At 38.8% G+C, this 19,797-nt stretch carries 20 protein-coding genes and 6 pseudogenes; 18 read left to right on the top strand and 8 right to left on the bottom strand.

Annotated elements, in window-relative coordinates; translation table 11 throughout:
* The first annotated feature begins 68 nt into the window (after nt 1-68).
* The 11 genes and pseudogenes from JCM10991_RS08240 to JCM10991_RS13330 form a co-directional block, all read left to right on the top strand.
* Nucleotides 69-929 carry a phage protein gene (locus JCM10991_RS08240; RefSeq protein ID WP_025021130.1) on the top strand — a complete coding sequence of 287 codons (861 nt, stop codon included), beginning with the start codon at nt 69-71 and terminating at the stop codon, nt 927-929.
* Nucleotides 929-1,279, top strand: a complete 351-nt coding sequence (locus JCM10991_RS08235; protein WP_025021129.1) for a hypothetical protein — start codon at nt 929-931, stop codon at nt 1,277-1,279. Before JCM10991_RS08240 ends, JCM10991_RS08235 begins: the two co-directional genes overlap by 1 nt.
* Nucleotides 1,276-1,623: a DUF2634 domain-containing protein gene (locus JCM10991_RS08230; RefSeq protein ID WP_025021128.1), complete on the top strand. Its 348-nt coding sequence runs from the start codon at nt 1,276-1,278 to the stop codon at nt 1,621-1,623. The genes JCM10991_RS08235 and JCM10991_RS08230 overlap by 4 nt, the downstream gene beginning before the upstream one ends.
* Nucleotides 1,623-2,828 (top strand): baseplate J/gp47 family protein, encoded by a 1,206-nt coding sequence (locus tag JCM10991_RS08225; protein ID WP_025021127.1) that lies wholly within the window; start codon nt 1,623-1,625, stop codon nt 2,826-2,828. The genes JCM10991_RS08230 and JCM10991_RS08225 overlap by 1 nt, the downstream gene beginning before the upstream one ends.
* 122 nt (nt 2,829-2,950) lie before the next feature.
* Nucleotides 2,951-3,388: a hypothetical protein gene (locus JCM10991_RS08220; RefSeq protein WP_225349949.1), complete on the top strand. Its 438-nt coding sequence runs from the start codon at nt 2,951-2,953 to the stop codon at nt 3,386-3,388.
* Between the two features lie 16 nt (nt 3,389-3,404).
* Nucleotides 3,405-4,262, top strand: a complete 858-nt coding sequence (locus JCM10991_RS08215; RefSeq protein WP_025021125.1) for a hypothetical protein — start codon at nt 3,405-3,407, stop codon at nt 4,260-4,262.
* Nucleotides 4,186-5,943, top strand: a complete 1,758-nt coding sequence (locus tag JCM10991_RS08210) for a phage head spike fiber domain-containing protein (RefSeq protein WP_162149512.1) — start codon at nt 4,186-4,188, stop codon at nt 5,941-5,943. Before JCM10991_RS08215 ends, JCM10991_RS08210 begins: the two co-directional genes overlap by 77 nt.
* 88 nt (nt 5,944-6,031) lie before the next feature.
* Nucleotides 6,032-6,322 carry a hypothetical protein gene (locus JCM10991_RS08205; RefSeq protein ID WP_025021123.1) on the top strand — a complete coding sequence of 97 codons (291 nt, stop codon included), beginning with the start codon at nt 6,032-6,034 and terminating at the stop codon, nt 6,320-6,322.
* Complete coding sequence (locus JCM10991_RS08200; protein WP_025021122.1) at nt 6,319-6,597, top strand: phage holin family protein; 279 nt, start codon at nt 6,319-6,321, stop codon at nt 6,595-6,597. The genes JCM10991_RS08205 and JCM10991_RS08200 overlap by 4 nt, the downstream gene beginning before the upstream one ends.
* A gap of 1 nt (nt 6,598) precedes the next feature.
* On the top strand, nt 6,599-7,507 hold the full coding sequence (locus JCM10991_RS08195; RefSeq protein ID WP_025021121.1) for a GH25 family lysozyme: 909 nt from the start codon (nt 6,599-6,601) through the stop codon (nt 7,505-7,507).
* Between the two features lie 422 nt (nt 7,508-7,929).
* Nucleotides 7,930-8,556: pseudogene (locus tag JCM10991_RS13330) on the top strand (ABC transporter permease); the annotation flags it as partial.
* 66 nt (nt 8,557-8,622) lie between these two features.
* On the opposite strand, the pseudogene JCM10991_RS14910 reads toward JCM10991_RS13330, so the two are convergent.
* From JCM10991_RS14910 to JCM10991_RS08170, 4 genes and pseudogenes are all read right to left on the bottom strand, one after another.
* A pseudogene (locus tag JCM10991_RS14910) lies at nt 8,623-9,293 on the bottom strand (glycerol-3-phosphate acyltransferase).
* A 75-nt stretch (nt 9,294-9,368) separates the two neighbouring features.
* Nucleotides 9,369-9,575 (bottom strand): NAD-binding protein, encoded by a 207-nt coding sequence (locus JCM10991_RS16180; RefSeq protein ID WP_263640301.1) that lies wholly within the window; start codon nt 9,573-9,575, stop codon nt 9,369-9,371.
* Nucleotides 9,563-10,186, bottom strand: coding sequence for an NAD(P)-dependent oxidoreductase (locus JCM10991_RS13320; protein WP_263640300.1), 624 nt, complete (start codon nt 10,184-10,186; stop codon nt 9,563-9,565). Before JCM10991_RS13320 ends, JCM10991_RS16180 begins: the two co-directional genes overlap by 13 nt.
* Before the next feature lie 79 nt (nt 10,187-10,265).
* Nucleotides 10,266-11,003 (bottom strand): sulfite exporter TauE/SafE family protein, encoded by a 738-nt coding sequence (locus tag JCM10991_RS08170; protein WP_025021118.1) that lies wholly within the window; start codon nt 11,001-11,003, stop codon nt 10,266-10,268.
* A 132-nt stretch (nt 11,004-11,135) separates the two neighbouring features.
* On the opposite strand from JCM10991_RS08170, the pseudogene JCM10991_RS16600 reads away from it, so the two are divergent.
* The 7 genes and pseudogenes from JCM10991_RS16600 to JCM10991_RS08140 all read left to right on the top strand — a co-directional run bounded on the left by JCM10991_RS16600 (nt 11,136) and on the right by JCM10991_RS08140 (nt 17,065).
* Nucleotides 11,136-11,447: pseudogene (locus tag JCM10991_RS16600) on the top strand (BlaI/MecI/CopY family transcriptional regulator).
* 12 nt (nt 11,448-11,459) lie between these two features.
* Nucleotides 11,460-11,837, top strand: a complete 378-nt coding sequence (locus JCM10991_RS08160) for a cupredoxin domain-containing protein (protein ID WP_025021117.1) — start codon at nt 11,460-11,462, stop codon at nt 11,835-11,837.
* A 12-nt stretch (nt 11,838-11,849) separates the two neighbouring features.
* Entirely contained in the window at nt 11,850-12,128 is a 279-nt protein-coding gene (locus JCM10991_RS08155; protein ID WP_025021116.1) for a cupredoxin domain-containing protein, read from the top strand.
* Between the two features lies 1 nt (nt 12,129).
* Nucleotides 12,130-14,037, top strand: coding sequence for a copper-translocating P-type ATPase (locus JCM10991_RS13310; RefSeq protein ID WP_035188505.1), 1,908 nt, complete (start codon nt 12,130-12,132; stop codon nt 14,035-14,037).
* Nucleotides 14,038-14,242: 205 nt separating this feature from the next.
* The gene (locus tag JCM10991_RS08145; protein WP_025021115.1) at nt 14,243-15,163 is read left to right on the top strand and encodes a DMT family transporter; all 921 of its coding nucleotides are present in this window, start codon (nt 14,243-14,245) and stop codon (nt 15,161-15,163) included.
* A gap of 136 nt (nt 15,164-15,299) precedes the next feature.
* Complete coding sequence (locus JCM10991_RS15185; protein ID WP_155889611.1) at nt 15,300-15,386, top strand: putative holin-like toxin; 87 nt, start codon at nt 15,300-15,302, stop codon at nt 15,384-15,386.
* A gap of 638 nt (nt 15,387-16,024) precedes the next feature.
* A complete protein-coding gene (locus tag JCM10991_RS08140; RefSeq protein ID WP_025021114.1) occupies nt 16,025-17,065 on the top strand; it encodes an alcohol dehydrogenase catalytic domain-containing protein in 1,041 nt (346 codons plus the stop codon).
* Between the two features lie 162 nt (nt 17,066-17,227).
* On the opposite strand, the gene JCM10991_RS08135 is transcribed toward JCM10991_RS08140, so the two are convergent.
* The 4 genes and pseudogenes from JCM10991_RS08135 to JCM10991_RS13300 form a co-directional block, all read right to left on the bottom strand.
* On the bottom strand, nt 17,228-17,845 hold the full coding sequence (locus JCM10991_RS08135) for a replication protein (RefSeq protein WP_025021113.1): 618 nt from the start codon (nt 17,843-17,845) through the stop codon (nt 17,228-17,230).
* Nucleotides 17,846-18,076: 231 nt separating this feature from the next.
* Nucleotides 18,077-18,644 (bottom strand): annotated as a pseudogene (locus tag JCM10991_RS13305) (hypothetical protein).
* Nucleotides 18,641-18,961, bottom strand: a pseudogene (locus JCM10991_RS14900) (cell division protein FtsK); the annotation flags it as partial. The pseudogenes JCM10991_RS14900 and JCM10991_RS13305, both read right to left, overlap by 4 nt.
* Nucleotides 18,962-19,232: 271 nt before the next feature.
* Nucleotides 19,233-19,797, bottom strand: a pseudogene (locus JCM10991_RS13300) (XRE family transcriptional regulator); the annotation flags it as partial.

The following is a 19,797-nucleotide window of genomic DNA, read 5'->3' as shown; positions in this document are numbered from 1 at the left end:
ATGCAACAAAGCAACGTTTGGGGAAACAGTATTTCTGTATATCGATACTTTGGTGGGGGTGGAAAACGATGGCTAAAGCGCAATATGGTTTTGAATGCAAGGTGGTCGTTACTACCAAGAATTCAAGGTTAACTTACGAATACAACAAAGGTAGCAAAGCTATTGAGATACATTTCACGGTCCCATTTTCTACGGATACAGAAAAGCAGATTACCGAAATCACGTTATATAACATCAATCCCGGCCACTTCAACTCTATCAAACAAGGAGATAAAGTTGAGCTTTATGCTGGATATAACGGTGATGTTGGTTTGCTGATGAAAGGAACTGTCTTTAGGACTACTAATCCTGTCTTGGATGATGTAGATACTGCTTATACTTTGCGGGTTCTTGAAGGGACAGATTACACTAAGTTACCAAAAATTAATGTAACTTACGCCAAAGGTACAATGGCTTCTACGATCATTAAAGATGTCGCCCGTCGCGCTAACATTAGCTTGAATTATATGAATATCAATCATGATAAAGCTTATAACGACGGCTACACGGCTGACGGTCACCCTTTAGAAGTCTTAGAAACCGTTGCAGAAGAAACTAAAACCAGCTTGTTTTACTTGCGTGGCCAACTGACTTTCGCCTTTATTTTTAACGGAAGAAATACAGAGGTTTTCAATCTTAATACAGGAACTGGTTTGATTGGCAGCCCGACCTCAGCTAGTCGGGATGATGACTGGCAAGATTATGACGACAACGACGGTTTAGGTAACTGGAGTTTTGAGGTTGAAAGCATTCTTAACTATCGTTTGACAACTTTTACCAGAGTTGAACTTAAAAGTAAATACCTTAATCATGGCATGTATGTGATTAATGGTGAGCACAGCTTTGATGGAGAAGAAGCTCGTACAAAGTTTGAAGGGATAGAAAATTAATGGCAATAAGAAATAATGACACGAGATTTGTCAAAGAATTAATTGAACGCATACAATGGTCCGTCAACGTGGCTCAATTAGCGCGAGTAACATATCTGAACGAAAATAAAACGCAGGCAAATGTTCAACCGATGGCGCTTAATTACAAAGATGATAGCAAACGAAGCCTTTTAATTAATGTTCCGGTTGGCAAAACTTGCCAGAACTTCATAGGCATTAATTCAGTAGTGCTAGTTACTTTTTTAGACCGCTCAATCAGTAATTGGGATGGAACGAATAAGGATTTTAAGTTAGATAGCAAAAGAATGCACGACTTGAACGATGCAGTGATTACGGAGGTTTTACCATGAAAGATATTAAGTTGAATAGTGACGGGGATTTCACATTTGCTGATAATGACATTCAAGTCGTTTCTGACCTAGAAGAAATTGAACAAACTGTAAGTTTGGTGGTAAAGACCCGAAAAGGTGAATTTTTTGCCGATGAAAACCTAGGAATGGACCAATCATTTTTAACCGAAAAAGGTGCAACAGATACGTATATAGCTAGTTGCATTACTGACGCGCTAAGTCAGGAAGAACGGGTTATCAATGCGAATGTCACTAAAATTGAGCGCAATAATCGTGATTTAACAATTGCTTTTACGGTGAATCTAAATGATGGTCAGATGATAGAAAGCGAGGTTAGCGTTTAATGCTTGATGAAAAAGGATTTACACGACCAAATTATGACGAAATCGTTGACGATTTATGTTTGAAATGGCGAGAACTTTTTGGTGAAACTGCCCAGACGCATACAAGGTCTGTAGGCGGAATTATCATTAGGATTTTAGCCTTTTGTCTAAATCAAATTTACATGTTGGCTGAAAAGGTCTATAACTCACAATTCGTTGATAGCGCTAGTGGAGCCACTCTAGATCAGTTAGCAGCTAACGTAGGATTGCACAGACTGCCTGCACAGGTCGGCATAGGAACTATCACTATCTACGGAAAAGCGGGGTACACTGTTTCTTCTGGTACGCTTTTCAAGACAAAAGATGATTTAATGTACGTCACTACCGAAGATATTACTCTAGAGGATAGTGGAGAAAAATCTATGAGTATCCCTGGATATGGGACTATCAGTGCAAATGAAGGTAACTTAGGAACGGGAGTTAGCCACTTGTTATATGCAGATAAATTAGGTGCTGATTACAACAAATCCGGGGAATACACTGCTGAACAAGTAACACCCGTAGAACAGATATTGTATGCGACGTTGACTGATGTTATAGGTGGTACAGGTATTGAAACAGACGATAATTTAAGGAATCGAATTACTCTAGCTAATAATATGGACAGCTCTAGTCCGTATAACGGGGTAATTACAGCCATTAGAAAAGTTAATGGTGTTAAAACAGTAAAAATTATTAGTAATGATACTATGGAAAATGACCCTAAAACTAACACACCCGCTAAAGCAATCCACATCTATGTAAACGGAGGATACAAAGACGATATTGCTGAAGCTATTTTCAAATCTGTAGCAGCCGGAATTAATACCGCTGGTCAACAGGTAACGAAAGTAACGGACATTGCTGGGATTAACCATGTGATTAAATTTGATTTCCCGACCAATAAAGGTATTTATGTTGATATTCATTTGGAAAAAAATAGCATGTATCCTAGCGATGGAGATAATCAAATTTTAAATATAGTTAAGCAGTATTTAAACTCGGTGGATATGGGTGAAGTGGTTAGATACACTAAATTTTACCAGTTAATTTATAGTAATGTTAAAGGCGTTGATGTAGCTGATATCAAAATTGGCTTATCCAAAGAAGAGGTTAAGGCTCAAGACATCGTCCTATCTACTTTAGAAACAGCTGCGCTTGCAGACGGGGGGCTTACAATATCGTGAATTTCTTTGATGAAATAAAAACGCGAATACCGGCCTCGATTAATGCTGACTATGGAAGAAATGTAAATAAACTTATCCAGTTTTTGGCAACGGAGCTTGCAAATATACAAGGAATTTTTAATTTGATTGAGTCTTACAGAGACATCAACAACGCAAAAGGTGAGGTTTTAGACCGATTAGGCGAAAAGTATGGGCAAAGTCGAGGACAAGCCGATGATGATTTTTATCGTATTATGCTTAAGTCCAAAATTGCTTCGCGTCGTGGAGATGCAACTGTGAACGGAATTATTAGAACGATTCAAAATGCATTTAATATTGAACCTAAAAATATTCGCGTTGAACCTTTAGAAAACGAACCACTAGCAATCAGAATTGTTGATATTCCAATTGAGTTAGCAAAGACTCCATGGCAACAAAAGTATTTGCTAAAACGGGTTGAAGAAACATCTGCGGCAGGAATTAGGGTAGACCAAATTCGGTTCGTGGATACATCGTGGAATACTGTTAAAGTCGTCTATGGTACACGCAGTGCTATTATTTCGGTTAATGGTCCAAAATAAAGGAGGTAAATTGTTAATGAGTGAAAAATTTAAAACGGTTATCACAAATGAAGGCTTTCGCTATACCGAGTTAGTAAAATCGGATGATAAACCTAAAATTTCCTTACTAGATCCTATCGCATCTAACACGGCGTATTCAGACGCGCAATTAGAAAGATTAACTTATACAGAAGTCATTAGTCAAGCTAGTCAAATTCAAACTGGAAAACTTACCAGCAAGAAAATTAATGGGCAAGCAATGAGCCTAGAACTATTATTTGATGGTCGAAATGTAAAAAATGACTATACTTTAAATACAATTTTTATTTATGGGCAAGTTGAAGAAAACGAGCCTTTTTTATTTGCTGTAATCAAGGCTAATCAGCCTCAATATATTAATGCTTATAGCGAATCCGGGTTGACCAATTTGCAAATTAATGTCGGAGTTAAGCTGGCTAACATTAACGATAATGAAATCGAAATCGTAGTTGACCATGCTGCTTTAGCCACACAGCAAGACGTTACAGATTTAACGGACAAATTAGATAAAGAAATTGCTCGAGCAGATAATGTAGAAAAGAAGTTACAAACAGCTTTAACTGGTGAAATTTCAAGAGCGAAACAATCCGAACAAGACAACAAATCTGCTATTAGCACCGAAATTACTCGTGCTAAGGAAAAAGAGGGTGCTTTACAACAAAAACTTGACAGCGAAATTGCTAGGTCTACAAAAACAGATAACGACACGAATGATGCCATTAATAAAATTAAAGCTGATGCAGAAAGTAGTCACTCTAGCTTACAACAATCACTAACCGGTGAAATCAATAGAGCTAAACAAGCCGAACAATCAAATAAAACTGATATCGATTCCGAAAAAAACGCGTGCAACTAATAAAGAAAACGAGTTGAGCACATTAATAGGAAAAATTCAAACTACTCTAAACCCGTTAGTCAATTATCCTGTTTACAGTGGAGACCTAAACAATTTTAGAGAAAATGGTACCAGAATCATTTATGGGAACGAGTCGATAAATGAGATAAGACATAATCCTCAAGGTTTAACTAACGGATTAATGTTAAGCATTAAAACCAGTGACGTAGTATCGTGTCAGGTAGTAATTAATACCGATACAAAGAAAATTTACATCCGACAATATTTTGGTAATAACGGTTGGTCTGAGTGGGTTGAGAATGTAACCTATAGTGAACTTAGGCAAGTTGTAGAGGATTTATCTGGTTCAATATCTGAGATGTCAAGTGAAATCTCAAGAGAAAAAAGTGAGATTGATAAAAAGATTAATATTGTACAAAACACCGCCAACACTGGGGTTAATAAAGCTAATACTGCCCAAAGTACGGCTGATGGTGCGGTAAGTAAAGCTAACAACGCACAGAATACTGCCAATACTGCTAATAGTAAAATAGATAATTTATCTGTTTCGGGTAAAAATATTTTACGAAACACTTTAAATTTTGGCGGGAGCCTTAAAGAATATCAAAAAGGCGGTTCATGGGACCAAGGTGAGTGGCGGACTGGCGGACAAGGGTCTATCACCAATATAACATTGCAAGACACATCGGTTAGTGTTAATGGTTTTGTAGCTTCCAAAAAGATTGAAATAGCAAACAACCCTACAATAGGCGCTGATGGACATTTATTTGTGCAAGATAATGTGCCTTTAGTTCCTAATAAAGACTACACATTGAGTATCTATGTAATGCCTAGTGAAGATGTAACTATTACAATGAGATTAGGTATTAATAATCGAAAAGATTTTACTGTGAAGGCAAGTAGTGATTGGACAAGAATAAGTTGGACTACACGTTGGGGTGGTGTAAATAATTCAGTATATTTTGGTGTATTGAATACGACTAAAAATGTGTGGTTTATTCTTCCACAACTTGAAGAGGGAACAGTTGCCACTAAATATCTACCTAATCCAAGTGACCAATCAGAACAGATTACCGACCTACAAAACAAGACCACACCACAACAGTTAATTAAGACGGTTACAGATACTAGTCAAGCTGGGCATGCGGTGCCAATCAATACACTCAACGATCGACTTAAGTCTTTAGAGGATAAACTTTCATCATTGATTAACGAAATACGTGAAGAAAGCACGCTTCATGCATATGTTTCAGCATATCGTACTGAATCTGAAGAATTGAGGAGTATGACTTTATATTATGAGGATGAGAATAATCAACCAAAAATTAAAAAGGTAAATTTGGAAAATATTAAAAAGGTCAGTGTTCCAGCGGTTTCCTTTAATGAACAATATAAAGCTTTTCAAACTGATTATGATATCTTTTATGAAATTAAAGAGGACAATCTTGACAAAATTACTATAGATTTTGCAGAAATTAACGAAAATGTCATTTGCGACTTTGATGGGCAAGACCACTGGATAGATTTACAAAAAGAATATGGAAAAGACTGGCGCGAAAATCGGGAGAGGGTAACAGAGTATCATCGGGGATTTATTTCAGCTCCAAATAGAGTAGGTGACTATAAAGTGATATCCGATCGACTAGCCAGTCTTGTATACTCTGTACAATGGAAAGACTAACAAGGAGGATTCTATAAATTTCACTCAATTCAATAGTACTATTAAATTCGTGCAATAATTTTAAAAATGGTATTAGGGAGGTGATGCAATGCCACACAGCATTTTAGGTCTTGGATTTTCGGATTGGGTGGCGATTTTTACCCTATTTGGCATAGGTTTTGCCTGGCTAAGAGGAGTAATTAAAGACTCAGCACGAAAAGCTACAGACGATGAAATTAAGGAATTGTCGCAAAGATTAGTACAGTTCACTTACGATATTAAAGATTTACAAAACTCGATTAATCAGCTTAAGAGAGTGACCACACGACTTGGGAAGCTTGAAGAAAGCCACTCTGATTTGGTTGAACGGGTGATTAGACTGGAGGAACACATCAAATGATGAATTTAAAGGTCCGGATGAAGAATCCGGTTTTTGTTGTGCAATTAATTCTATCAATTTTAACGCCAATCCTAGGATATGCTGGGATTAGCGCACAAGAACTCACTAGCTGGCAAACGTTAGGGACGGTCCTGATGGAAGCAATCGGCAACCCTTATGTTTTATCGCTAGTCGCTGTAAGCTTATGGAATGCTCTTAACGACCCGACTACACATGGATTATCGGATAGCAAGCAAGCACTTGAATATGTTCAACCAAAAAAGGATGTGAAATAATATGACAATGTACACAGTAGACGTTTATAGCGGTTCAGACGACTCGATTATTAGAGATAGTCATGCTCAAGGTGTTATCGTCAAAGCTACACAAGGGACTGGCTATGTCAATCCTAAGTGCAATCATCAAGTAGATTTGGCTAAGTCGCTTGGTAAGAAATTGGGCTATTATCACTATGCGGGCGGAGGCGACCCGGTAGCGGAAGCTGATTACTTCTTGGTAAACATCAAGAATTACATCGGCACCGGCATGCTAGTTGTTGACTGGGAGAGCTACCAAAATTCAGCTTGGGGTGACACAACGTGGGTTCGGCGGTTTGTTGACCGTGTGCACGATAAAACCGGCGTATGGCCGGTTATTTATGTGCAAGAGTCTGCAATTTGGCAAGTCGCAAACTGCGCTAAGGATTGCGGTTTGTGGGTGGCCAAGTATGCAAGCATGAACTGGAATTCTTGGACAGTGCCCAACATGCCGGTTTCCTCTGGTGCGTTTGCTGCAATCACCGGCTGGCAGTATACCGGTGGCGACATGGACCGGTCAATCTGGTATATCGATGAAACCGGGTGGGATAAGTTTGCTAAGGCTAACACCGTTAACCCGGCGCCTCAAGTGCAACCTAAGCCACAATCTAAGCCGGTATCAGCACCTAAAACTTGGACGGATGATTTAGGCGTTGTTTGGCACGAAGAAAAGGCCACTTTCACGCTTAACACCGCCATTAATCTACGGTGGGGGGCAACAACTAAGTCTGCTTTGATCGCAACCTTACCCGCTGGCTCTGAAGTTGAATACGATGCTTGGGCCAAATCGGGAGGTTATATCTGGATTAGACAGCCACGAGGCAACGGTCAGTTTGGTTATCTCGTATGCCGTGACGGCAACGGCCAAGCTTTCGGTACGTTCAAATAGCGAACAAAAAAAGTTGGCCACTTTCGATAGTTAGTAAAAATCACTAACCTTTAAAAGTGGCACAAAAAAATATACGTTTTTAGCTCACTTCCCGTTTGGGAGGTGGGCTTTTTTGTGTGAAAAGATAATTTCAAGCGATACTTTTATCTTCCGAGAAAAATACAAAGAGCGGATAAGCCTTGATATATCAAAGTTAGTCTATCTTCTTAGAAAATTTTTTGATGAAAAATCGTTCGCTAAATCAGAACACCTAGTTACAGAAAACTTCTAAAAATAAGGTCTCGGATTTTCCGAGTTTTTTTATTTTCACTCAAAACTGACAACGGATAAATGAAGATTAGTGAGGTTTTATGAAGATTTGGGTAGTTAAAACCCGCTTGTTTCAGAGCGTATGAGGCGCTATGATTTTGTATGAGAATTGGGAAAGTTATTATGGGGATAGCGATACGGGATTTTTCGATAAAATTGCTCCCATTCTGATGAGTTTCTTTACTTTTTTCTTTGTTTTCCTAATTTCTGGAATGGCACTATTAAAGGAAAGAACCTCTGGCACGTTGGATCGTTTATTGGCAACGCCAGTTAAGCGAAGCGACATTGTTTTTGGTTATATGTTAGGCTATGGAGTTTTAGCTTTGTTACAGTCTACTTTAATTTCTACGGTCGGAATCTGGATTCTACATTTAGATGTTGTGGGTAACTTATTTGATGTTATGGTTATCAGCGTCCTCTTTGGTTTTGTGGCCTTAGCATTTGGACTACTGATGTCAACATTTGCATCATCGGAATTTCAGATGATGCAGATGTTACCATTGGTTATTGTTCCTCAGACCTTCTTTTCGGGGATTATCCCACTAGACTCGATGGCAACCTGGGTTCAAATCATCGGTAAAATTTTACCACTGACATATGCCGGGAATGCCGTTTCAGGAATCATTATGCAAGGTTATAATTTGGCGGATGTTTCGGGCGATATTATGGCCTTACTGATTTTCCTAATAGTTCTTTTAATTGCTAATATTTTGGGTCTCAAACGGTACCGTAAAGTTTAAATGAAATAGTAAAAAGTGCTAGAAATCACGTTCTGAAAGCGTTAATTTCTAGCACTTTTTTGAATTTTAAGATTTCTTGGTCCGGTTTGTCGCGGTTAGGGCTATCAATTTTTGCCGGATTGCGCCTAGAACATCATTTTTTTCCGCTGTACCTTGAGGAATTTGCTTGAGCGCTTTAAGATTACGGCTGACCATAATTAAAGCTAGAAGCAACGCAATCACTCCGGCTTCACTACCTAAAGCTACAAAGGCGTAGCCAGTAAAAACTAAGGTAATAACGACGGCCCCTAAAGCAAGATATTGGCTGATAAAGACTGTCACCATTCCGATTAGCATGGCTATTAGACCGTAAAAAGGGCTAAGGATAAAGTATCCCACACAAGAGGTAACAACACCTTTTCCTCCCTTAAATTTAAGCCAAAGTGGGTAGTTGTGCCCCAAAGTTACACCTAAAATAGCATAGTAGAGGGAAATTTGGCCTAATGAGTAAGAATGTTGGCCTTGAAAATGGCCAAGATAAGACCAAAAAGGATGGCCGTTAGCCTGACCATAAAAGAAATAAACGGCTAAAACAACAGCTATTAAACTTTTAACAATGTCTCCGATAAGTACAGTTATCCCGGCTTTAAAGCTAAATGAGCCATCACATTAGCCATCCCGGGATTACCAGTAGTTCCGAGTTGACTGCAAGGTTTTCCTGTTAATTTACGGGTAACAACTTCCGCAGTTAAAAACATGCCACAAAGGTAAGCGAGACTTAAGATAATAAGTCGCGGTTCCCAAAAATTAAAACTAAGAATCATTCTTTCTCCTTATGCTTGATAGTAGTGATAAAGGGCTTGTGTTCCTTGATCACCATAGCCCATCGCTTGGACCTGTTGACATTCCTGGCGAATGGCTTCCATGATTTCAAGCTTGAAATTGCGCTGTTGGCTTTCTTCACTGGCGATTGTTAAATCCTTAATGAAGTGCTTCATGTAGAAAGTAGCGTCAAAATCTTGCGCAATTATTTTAGGCATGAAAGCTCCATTTGGAAACTTCCGGCGGCACCAGTGCGAATGGTTTGATAGGTTTTTTCTGGATCAAGCCCAGTTTGTTTAGCATAGTAAAGGGCTTCGCAGACGCCAGCTAAAGCTCCCGCGATAGCAATTTGGTTAGCCATCTTAGTGTGTTGACCACTACCCGCGGGACCTTCATAGACAATATTGGTACCCAGTGCTTCCAAAATTGGGAGCGCCTTTTGGAAAACCTCTTCCTCACCACCGACCATAATTGCTAATTGTCCACTTTGCGCGCCGGCCTGTCCGCCGGAAACTGGTGCATCTAAAGCTTGTAATCCGCGGTCTTTAGCCGTTGAATAGATTTTGGTAGCTAAGGCTGGGCTGGTGGTTGTCATGTCGATGAGTACCGTGTTGGCACTCACACCAGCAAAGATACCTTGCGTGCCAAAGTAAACTTCTTCAACATCCTTAGGATAGCCAACAATGGTGATAACATAGTCAACATCCTGACTACAAGCTTGTGCAGAAGTGGTCCAGATGGCGCCTTTTTCTACTAAGCTCAAGGCCTTTTCCTTGGTCCGATTCCAAACTTGGACTTGATGGCCGGCTTTTAAGAGATTAGTTACCATCCTTGGCCCATAAGGCCGGTGCCAATAAAACCAATTTTTGCCATAAAAATTCCTCCTCGTATTTTCTAATTATACACCTTTAATAATAGCGAACAAAGAGTACGATGGCTAAAATAACCGCTCCGAGGGCCACAATCCGCTTCATGATGAGAGCAGGAATCTGGCGGGCGATGATGGGGCCGAGCAATCCTCCTACAAAAAATCCTAGAGCCATGGGGATTACATAGTTCCAGGGGATGGTAACCTTGTAAGCATAAATAACCATTGAAATCAAATTGGTTAAGCCCCCAGCCGCGTTTTTTAAAGCATTATTTTCAGCGAAAGAGCTTTGAGGATAAAGGTTAAGCAGGCAAGCTAAAATGAGAATCCCTGAGCCAGCACCAAAGTAGCCCATATAAATACTAATTAAAAAGAGACCGATAAATGAAGAAATTTTGCTTTTAGAAGCTGTTTTCTGAGTCTTTTTAGTAGGATGTAACATCATATAGGCAGCCAGTAGCATAAAGAAAGGAACCAGTTTTTGAAAAATTTCGCTCGGAATCATAAAAAGCAAAAATGAACCTAGAACAGCCCCAATAAAAGTTATCGGTAAAATGGCTTTAAGTTTAGGGGAGTGTCCCTTTAATTCAGGTAAAGAAACCGCTAAAGAGGAAAAAGAACTAGTAATTGAACCAAATGTGTTGGTTACGTTGGCCATGATGGGGCTTAATCCTAACGCTGTTAAGGCGGGATAAGAGACAAGCGAGGCTAATCCCGCTGCCGTTGAAGTAATGCCAGCAAGGATACCAACGATAATTAATACAAGAAAAAATAACATAAAATCAACCTTTCTTTTATTTAGTATACATAAAAAATATGAGAAGAAAAGTTTTTTTAAAGTTTACAAATGTAGACAGAGGTGTTAAACTAAAAATAAAGTTTACAAACGTAAACAAAAAGGGGGGATAACATGCCAGAAAATATTTCGAGTGCGGAGTGGGAAGTAATGCGAGTAATTTGGACTTTGAACTCGGCCTCATCGCGCCAAATTATCGACCAGCTTCAAACTAAGATGAACTGGAGTCCGTCAACTGTCAAGACCTTATTACGGCGCTTAACCGAAAAAAGTTTGCGATAGTCATAAAGGCCAAATTTTAACCCAGTTAGTAGCGAGGCTCCTTTAAGCCAAACAGATATTTCTGCGTTACAAGAAATTTTAAATAAAAAGCAAAAAAAAGCGCCACTTAAGGTGCCTTGCAATTGCTTACCACACCAATGTTAGGAAGTGAAGAAAATGTTAGTTAGTCAAGGGCTTACCTTAGTGATAGTTGCTGTTTTGATTGTCTTGATTGTTTGGTGGTTTTTCTTACCTCACGATCGCGGACAAGTACAAGCGACAATCCAAGGAGGAAAACAGGTCGTACAAGTAACAGTCGATGGTGGTTACCAACCAGAAACTGTTGTACTCAAACAAGGGATTCCGGCACAAATTCAATTTGACCGACGTGATCCTTCGTCATGCTTAGAACAAGTGGTTTTCCCTGATTTTGGGATCAACCAATTTTTAACCGAAAAAGCGATTACCAAAATTGACCTCGATACCAGTAAGCCAGGTCAATACACCTACGCCTGTGGGATGGATATGTTCCACGGCCAAGTCATTATTAAATAGGAGGAATTTCTCATGGGATTATTTTCAAAAACACAAACTAATAAAATTAAAGTTGATAAAGGTTACCAACCAAGTACGGTAACTTTCAAACAAGGTAAACCCGCTCAAATCATCTTTAATCGTACAACTCCTTCATCATGTTTAGAGAGAGTACACTCTGATAGTTTAAACTTCGATAAAGTCTTACCCTTAAATGAAAAGGTAACCGTTGACATTGATACCAGTCAAGTGGGGGAATTTGAATTTGCTTGTGGGATGGATATGTTTAAAGGAAAGGTTGTCGTGAAATAATATGTCATACACGAAGCGTTTTATCTACGCTTTTATCCTCTCACTTCCTATGCTGGTAGATATGGTGGGGATGTTATTTGGTTGGATGTTACCTTATTACAACTGGGTGGCTTTAATTACCACGACACTAATTATGGCTTTGTCAGCTTGGCCTTTTTGGCGTAGTGCCTATGCAGCTTTTAAAAATCATCATGCCAATATGGACACCTTAGTGGCTATTGGAACAGCAGTGGCTTATTTTTATAGCGTGTATGCGATGGCGACTGGCCGAGAAGTCTACTTTGAAAGTGCAGCTTTTGTAACGGTGTTTGTCCTTTTAGGGCAGGTTTTAGAAGAAAGAATGCGGCATAACGCTTCAGCTGCCGTTGAAAAGCTCCAAAAACTTCAAGCTAAGGAAGCTCTAGTAAAGCGGGCTGGGGACTTTGTAACCTTGCCAGTAGATCAAATTCGAGTCGGTGATTTAGTTAAAGTTCTGCCTGGTCAAAAGATTCCCCTCGATGGTGAAATCGTGGCTGGAGCAAGCAACATTGATGAAGCCATGTTGACCGGAGAAAGTCTTCCCGTCAGCAAAACCGTGGGGCAAAAAGTAATCGGTGCAACCTTAAATCAAAATGGAACCTTTGTCTTTCGAGTAGAAAAGACAGGACAAGCAACGATGCTGGCGCAAATTGTGGACTTAGTTAAAATGGCGCAAACGAGTCGTGCTCCAATTCAAAAGCTGACTGACCGAATTTCGAATATTTTTGTTCCAGCAGTTTTGATTGTGGCACTTTTAACCTATGCGGCTTGGTATGTCTTCTTTGGTGCGACGGCGGTGCAAGCGATGTTATACGCAGTGGCAGTCATAGTGATTGCCTGTCCATGTGCTTTAGGTTTGGCTACCCCAACGGCCATTATGGTTGGGACTGGCCGGGCGGCGCGACTTGGCGTGCTTATCAAAAATGGCGAAATTCTTGAAGCGGTCGACCAAGTGCAAACTGTTGTCATGGATAAGACGGGAACCATTACACAAGGGCAACCAGTGGTAACAGAAATCATTGGAAACCAACCGGAAATTTTACGTCTTGCTGCTAGTCTAGAAGCGTCCTCTGAACACCCTTTAGCTAATGCCATTTTAGCCAAGGCTAAAGCTGAGAAAATCCAGCCTCAAAATGTGACTGATTTCCAGGTTCTTGAAGGTCAAGGAATAACTGGTAAAATTGGGGGGCAAGAAGTTTACCTTGGTAACGAAAAATTAAATGCAGCCTATCCGCTTGATGCAAACCAAGCACAAAGTCTAGCGCGATTACAGGCGGAAGGAAAAACCGTGGTAACTTTAGTTGCAAATCAAAAAGTTTTAGGTTTAATTGCCATTAAAGACCAAGTTAAACCGGATGCCCGCCAGGCAATTAAGGCCCTAAAAAAACGCGGTTTAAAGACTGTGATGTTAACTGGGGATAATCAAGCTGCTGCCCAAGCAATCGCCCAAGAAGTTGGGATTGACCAAGTAATTTCCTCCGTTTTACCTGCGCAAAAAGCAGAGAAGATTCGAGAATTACAACACGAAGGCCCGGTAGCGTTTGTAGGTGATGGCATCAATGATGCGCCGTCATTGTCGACGGCCGAGGTTGGGATTGCTATGGGATCTGGAACTGATATTGCCTTGGAAGCAGGGGGAATTATTCTGACTAATAACCAACTAATGGGTGTTGTGCGGGCCTTAGATTTGAGCCAAAAAACTTTTAAACGTATTAAGCTTAATTTATTTTGGGCATTGATTTACAATGTGATAGGTATACCGTTAGCGGCGGGGCTTTTCAGTACTTTAGGGCTAGTTTTAAGTCCTGAATTTGCTGGTTTGGCAATGGCGCTGTCCTCGATTAGTGTGGTTGGTTCTTCATTGTTACTAAATCGTGCTAAAATTGCTTAATTATAATGAATACATTAGGACTAGCGTAAATGTTAGTCCTTTTTGGTATGCTATCGGCTTTTTGTTGTTAGCTCAGAATTATTATTTATAAGTGTGCTTTCTTAAATTTTGGAATTTTTAAAAATCAACTAAATTAATGTCAACTTTAGTAACATAGTATGATAGAATAGACTTATATTGATTTTTTTAAGGAGACAATTTTAGAATGGAATCACATTCAAATGTTACTAAGGGGATTATTGTAGCAGGCTTTGCTTCACTTAGTTGGGGGATTTCAGGGACAGTCCTACAGTTGATTTCACAAAATTTAGCTATTCCAGCGACTTGGATGTTGTCAACGCGGACTTTCTTCACTGGAGCAATCTTATTATTGGTTTGTGCCGGTATTTATCGGGGACAAATTTTTGATGTTTTTAAAACTAAGGAAAGCCTCTTTTCTGTTTTAACTTATGCCATCTTTGGTTTGGGTCTTAATCTCTTAACCTTTTACTATGCTGTACAAACAGGAAACGCATCTACGGCAACAATTTTACAGTACCTTTCGCCACTCTTTATCGTTTTAGGTGCGGTTGTTTTCCAACATAAATGGCCAATGCGTACAGATATTATCGCCTTTGTCGTCGCTTTAATTGGGGTGATGTTATGTATTACCCGTGGTGATATTGCTCACTTAGCGGTTCCCACAGTATCACTACTTTGGGGGTTAGGTTCAGGAATTACCGCTGCTTTGTATGTGGTGTTACCAAAGAAAGCAGCGGCTAAAAATCCACCGTTAGTGGTACTTGGTTGGGGAACGATGATTGCTGGGATTTGCTTTAATTTGATTCATCCTTTTTGGACGAACACTCCTGAAATCTCAACGACATTAGTTTTATCTGTATCGACGGTAATTTTATTTGGGACAATCATTCCTTTCGCGATGTTACTTTATGCATCTCGCTTAGCTCCGTCAGATGTGATTAGTATTATGGACGCCTTACAGCCCATTGTAACAAGTGTTTTAAGTGTATTTTTCTTCCACTTAAAATTAAATGTTTTTGAAATTGCAGGTATTTTGGTGGTAATTGCCGCCATCTATATCCTACAATGGGGTCGGCGGAAAACTAAGGAAGCTGAGAAACTGTAAATGAAAAGCCGTATTTAAATAATTAAGTTTAAAAAAAGTGAGAGCAGCTCACTAGTGTGCAAGCACAACATAGCGTCTTTGCTTCTCGGGCAATCCCTCTGTATACTGGAAGAAACAGAAAGGAACTAGACGACATATGAGTGTTTTTGAAACACTCACTTTGATGTTTGCGTTCGGTACATTCTTATTAATATTGCTCGAATATATTGATAAACACAAATAAAAAGCCCGTCCCAAACTTTTGGAAGAGTGAATGGACAGGTTTTTTAATTTGTTTAAGTAATTTGACCACCGTCTTTGAAACGGTCCGAAAGCACTTGCGCCAACAAGTGCTTTTTTATTTACCTGCATTCTAACATAACCAATAAATAAAAGAAACTTAAATGAACATATTTTTAACGGATAATACTGTATAAGCAGGGCGAACAATATCTTCATATGATGATACACCTAAAGCTCCTTGCCACATACGCATAGAATTATATGCAATGTCCCCGACATCTACAAGTTTGTACCTAGATTTATCGGAACTAGAATTATCTTTTCTGCCTAATGAATCTGTTAAAACAACTCCTGTTTTCCCAGTAACCGAAAGTAAAGCTTCTGATCCATTTTTAGACCGGATTGTCTTTTCAGAAAATATTTCTCTTAACCTACGTTGCTTCCAATCAAATATCTATTTAGTAATTTATGATAGTAGGAAATGTTACTTTACATCTCACTTGTGATGATATTTTAAAGCGTATCTGCTGATATCATAACTAAAAGGAATGGAACTAGCTTAATAATAAGTATTTCAGTTATATTCTTTTTCATCTTATAATTAAGGTAAGATGTAGAAAATGAAAGGAAGAAAATTTTATGAAGGATGCAAGATTTGAAAAAGCTGGTCAAATGGTAATTGAGGATATTCCTAAGCCAACTATCCAAAATAATGATGATGTAATTATCCGGACTGTTAGAGCGTGCGTTTGTGGCTCAGATTTATGGGCATATCGTGATTTTGATCACGGGACACCTAACTCAGAAAACTCAGGTCATGAAGCAATTGGCATTGTTGAAGAAGTAGGTAAGGATATTACCACTGTTAAGCCTGGTGATTTTGTAATCGCACCGTTTACTCATGGTTGTGGACACTGTGCAGCATGTTTAGCTGGCTTTGATGGCGTCTGTATGAATCATACTGATAACTTTAGTGATGGTAATCAAGCCGAATATATTCGTTTTCAACATGGTCAATGGGCATTGGTGAAAATTCCTGGTAAGCCAAGTGATTATAGCGAAGGTATGCTTAAGTCATTCCTTACTTTAGCCGATGTTATGGCAACCGGCTATCACGCAGCTCGTGTAGCTAATGTGAAAAAAGGTGATACTGTTATTGTTTTAGGTGATGGTGCTGTGGGTCAATGTGCAATTATCGCTGCAAAAATGCGTGGAGCAAAGAGAATTATCTCAACTTCACGTCATGCGGACCGTGCAACTTTAGCTAAAGAGTTTGGTGCGACTGAAAATGTTGCTGAACGTGGCGAAGAAGGTATTAAAAAATTACTTGAAATAACGAATGGTGGTGCTGATGCTGTTCTTGAATGCGTTGGTACAGAGATGTCTAGTGATGAAGCAATGAAGGTTGGTCGTCCCGGTTCAATCATTGGGAGAGTTGGTCTTCCTCACGGTAGTAAGATTAACCCTGCTGCAACTTTCTATCAAAATAAAATTTTAGCTGGCGGTCCAGCATCAGTAACTACTTATGATAAAGAAATCCTGCTTAAGGCAGTCCTTGATGGTGTAATCAACCCTGGTAAGGTGTTTACCAAAGAATATAGCTTGGATGAAATTAACGATGCATATCAGGATATGGCTACTCGTAAGACTATTAAGTCATATATAAAAGTTAGTGACTAATGTAATATTTGGGTAATTAAAAGTTCCTCCCTAGCTATTCTTGAAGATAAGATATCGAAAATTAACGTGGTATCAGTAAAGGTTAAGTATTATCTATTTTAGCTGTTAGAAACGTTTATATATCAACGTTTAGGGACTTTCACGCTAAAAAGGGTAGAGTAGTTATTGAGTTAATTCAGCAAGCTTATCTAAATAAATATCAACCGCTTCTAGCTTTCGATTTGGATTATGCCGTCGTGAATCTAAATACTTAGCAAAGAAATAGGTACGTTCAATAATGAGACCTAGTAGATTGATATTGTTTGCTCGTGCATACCAGACCAGTTCTTCAAATTCTGTAAAGTCGTTCTCTTCGATAATATCAACCACTTCATGAATAAAATCTGAGGTTTTCACTTCCATTAAGAATTTATTCAAATCAAAGCCACAACCAACTTCAATATCTTCGATATTGTAAGGGGTCTTGTCAGGGCTTTCTGTATGTGTAAAATAGTCAAATAAACCTGTTGGAGACATAACAACCTCGACATGTGCTGGACCGTTTAGTTTATCGCTGATGATATTTGATACTTGGGAATAACTTTTTAATGAATCAAAGAAGAATGCACCATGTTTGTGTGATTTTTTGAACTCTCCTGTTTGTCTATTGATATCCTTATCGTGCCACGGACCAAGAATAAAGGGGATATGAAGTTCCTCTAAGATATTCAAGTAGTCTTCTGGTGCGCTTTCCTCATAGAAGAGAAATGTCCATTTGGTTGAGCGTTGTTCTTTTACCATAGGCAGTTACCTCATTTCTTTTGGTTCTATTACTAAGGAGAAATGACAGGTCAAATGTAAAGCTTTTTTTGAAAATTTTGTGATTATTGATTATTAACCTATTGGGGGTCGTAGTAACCCCAATAGGTCATGATAGAATAGAGTATAGAAAAGGAAAAGGGGACTGTTTGGCTTTTGCTTAACGCAAGCCACAGCCCCAAGGGATTAACGTTTTTGCCCAGTGAAGCATAATTAGTTACGAACTCGAATAGGAGAAGAGAAATAATATTCGCCGTGTTGGCTAACAATCTCTTCTTTCAGTTGTGCGTCCATCTCTTTTAGGATTTTGGTCTCTAGGGACTTTTAGAAATATAACGATGGTATCTTTTCGTATATCTACGATACATTTACGGACAGCACGGTTAAATCCGTTATGGATTGGATTGATAGTGGTAACGGTCTGGTGTTCAAGGTTACTTATCTTCTGTACTCGTTCATGCTGGAAAAGGAAGTGTCTTAATAAAAAGGTACGATAGACAGATTGGCAGTAATTCCAAAGACTGTCTGTTTTTAATCGTTGTATCATCTCTATCCCAGCCAATAATAAGGCTAGTAGTAGAGAAACAAGAGCAAATCCGTGACAAGCAGAACTAATGGTATCGGTAACGTTTTTAACCGTATCCAGATTGACAAATGAGATATTGGTTAATTGAACGGAAAGAAAATTGAACAACCAACCGAACATAGAACAGATTGGGGCAATAAGTAGTAAGTATAATATGAGATTGAAACTTCTCATGAAGTAGGTTTTAGTGGTCATAGGATACCTCGCTTGGTGTAATAGGTTGGACATAGTAAGGGTAGGACTTGATACGGGTGTTCATTGTCAATAACCTGAATGATTCCTGTCCCATGTCCTGTTGGAATCACAATCCCCTCTGGGTCTAGGTCTGGAAACAAGGATTGAGTGGTCTTCTGATTGATATTTCCGATTTGTAATAATACGTTTAGCTGTTCCCTTACTGAAATGGGAATGGTATTGTGGTCAAAACGCTGGCTTACCAAAAAGAGATGGAGATTCGTAGCACGTCCCAATAAAGCAATCTGTGAGAGTAATGAGAAAAAGGCTTCTTTGATACGCCAAGTATGACAAAAGGCACACCAAAAATATGGCGGAACAATACAGTGCAGAATATGACCACTACTGTCATATCTTCATATCTGTTTAGTTCCGTCCTTTTGATGCGTATCAATTTGGACTGTAATTAAATTTTAGTTATCAAGATGTTTTCTTGATACGTTCAGTATAGTGCAAAAACTATCGAAATTTTTTACTCTCCGTTTTTCTATGAAATCCAAATTTGTATAAATGAGTGTAAAAAAAAGACTAAGCATTAAAGCCTAGTCATTAGAGTGCAAATTTTCTTATCTCGTCCTCATTTAATAAAGGCTTGCTGAACCTTATCCAGAGAGTAAGCCGTTTCAAGTAATTCTTCGTTTAATTTCTCTTGGAAATAGTGTGTTACTTGTGTATTGTTCGTTAATAAACCTTCAATATGGCGAGAGACACTTGTATTGTCTAAATTAATGTCATAGAGGTCAACTAAATAAATAAGTTCGATGTCATTTATTCCCTGAGATGCAGTTTCTTCTATTCTTTTTTTATCCTATCCTCTAGTGAAAATCTTGTTGGCTCTATTTGAATAGCAGATCTTTCCTGAATTGGTCTTGTTGCATAAGGGTTAGAGACCCAACCGATTATTTCATCAAAAGTTCTTTCCTCAATCCTTTCTATCACTGGATTTATGAATGCGAATACCTATATTTGTTAGCTCTTCTTCAGAATATTTTTGGTACAAGTCTGTGATGTCTTTACCTTGACTTACTAACTTCATAAAGTCATTATTTATCTGTAAAGATTTTAATTCATCTATTTTTTGACTTCCAATCACATTCAACGAAAAGTTGACCTT

It is taken from the genome of Ligilactobacillus equi DSM 15833 = JCM 10991, from assembly GCF_000615765.1.
GTDB lineage: Bacteria > Bacillota > Bacilli > Lactobacillales > Lactobacillaceae > Ligilactobacillus > Ligilactobacillus equi.
Note: the sequence above shows the minus strand (reverse complement) of the source record. Positions and strands in the feature narration are given on the sequence as shown.

What these genes read in the sequence shown, in the direction of transcription:
- JCM10991_RS08240 (WP_025021130.1), top strand. Translation starts at nt 69, where the DNA reads ATGGCTAAAGCGCAATATGGTTTTGAATGCAAGGTGGTCGTTACTACC.
- JCM10991_RS08235 (WP_025021129.1), top strand. Translation starts at nt 929, where the DNA reads ATGGCAATAAGAAATAATGACACGAGATTTGTCAAAGAATTAATTGAA.
- JCM10991_RS08230 (WP_025021128.1), top strand. Translation starts at nt 1,276, where the DNA reads ATGAAAGATATTAAGTTGAATAGTGACGGGGATTTCACATTTGCTGAT.
- JCM10991_RS08225 (WP_025021127.1), top strand. Translation starts at nt 1,623, where the DNA reads ATGCTTGATGAAAAAGGATTTACACGACCAAATTATGACGAAATCGTT.
- JCM10991_RS08215 (WP_025021125.1), top strand. Translation starts at nt 3,405, where the DNA reads ATGAGTGAAAAATTTAAAACGGTTATCACAAATGAAGGCTTTCGCTAT.
- JCM10991_RS08205 (WP_025021123.1), top strand. Translation starts at nt 6,032, where the DNA reads ATGCCACACAGCATTTTAGGTCTTGGATTTTCGGATTGGGTGGCGATT.
- JCM10991_RS08200 (WP_025021122.1), top strand. Translation starts at nt 6,319, where the DNA reads ATGATGAATTTAAAGGTCCGGATGAAGAATCCGGTTTTTGTTGTGCAA.
- JCM10991_RS08195 (WP_025021121.1), top strand. Translation starts at nt 6,599, where the DNA reads ATGACAATGTACACAGTAGACGTTTATAGCGGTTCAGACGACTCGATT.
- JCM10991_RS16180 (WP_263640301.1), bottom strand. Translation starts at nt 9,575, where the DNA reads ATGCCTAAAATAATTGCGCAAGATTTTGACGCTACTTTCTACATGAAG.
- JCM10991_RS13320 (WP_263640300.1), bottom strand. Translation starts at nt 10,186, where the DNA reads ATGGTAACTAATCTCTTAAAAGCCGGCCATCAAGTCCAAGTTTGGAAT.
- JCM10991_RS08170 (WP_025021118.1), bottom strand. Translation starts at nt 11,003, where the DNA reads ATGTTATTTTTTCTTGTATTAATTATCGTTGGTATCCTTGCTGGCATT.
- JCM10991_RS08160 (WP_025021117.1), top strand. Translation starts at nt 11,460, where the DNA reads ATGTTAGTTAGTCAAGGGCTTACCTTAGTGATAGTTGCTGTTTTGATT.
- JCM10991_RS08155 (WP_025021116.1), top strand. Translation starts at nt 11,850, where the DNA reads ATGGGATTATTTTCAAAAACACAAACTAATAAAATTAAAGTTGATAAA.
- JCM10991_RS13310 (WP_035188505.1), top strand. Translation starts at nt 12,130, where the DNA reads ATGTCATACACGAAGCGTTTTATCTACGCTTTTATCCTCTCACTTCCT.
- JCM10991_RS08145 (WP_025021115.1), top strand. Translation starts at nt 14,243, where the DNA reads ATGGAATCACATTCAAATGTTACTAAGGGGATTATTGTAGCAGGCTTT.
- JCM10991_RS15185 (WP_155889611.1), top strand. Translation starts at nt 15,300, where the DNA reads ATGAGTGTTTTTGAAACACTCACTTTGATGTTTGCGTTCGGTACATTC.
- JCM10991_RS08140 (WP_025021114.1), top strand. Translation starts at nt 16,025, where the DNA reads ATGAAGGATGCAAGATTTGAAAAAGCTGGTCAAATGGTAATTGAGGAT.
- JCM10991_RS08135 (WP_025021113.1), bottom strand. Translation starts at nt 17,845, where the DNA reads ATGGTAAAAGAACAACGCTCAACCAAATGGACATTTCTCTTCTATGAG.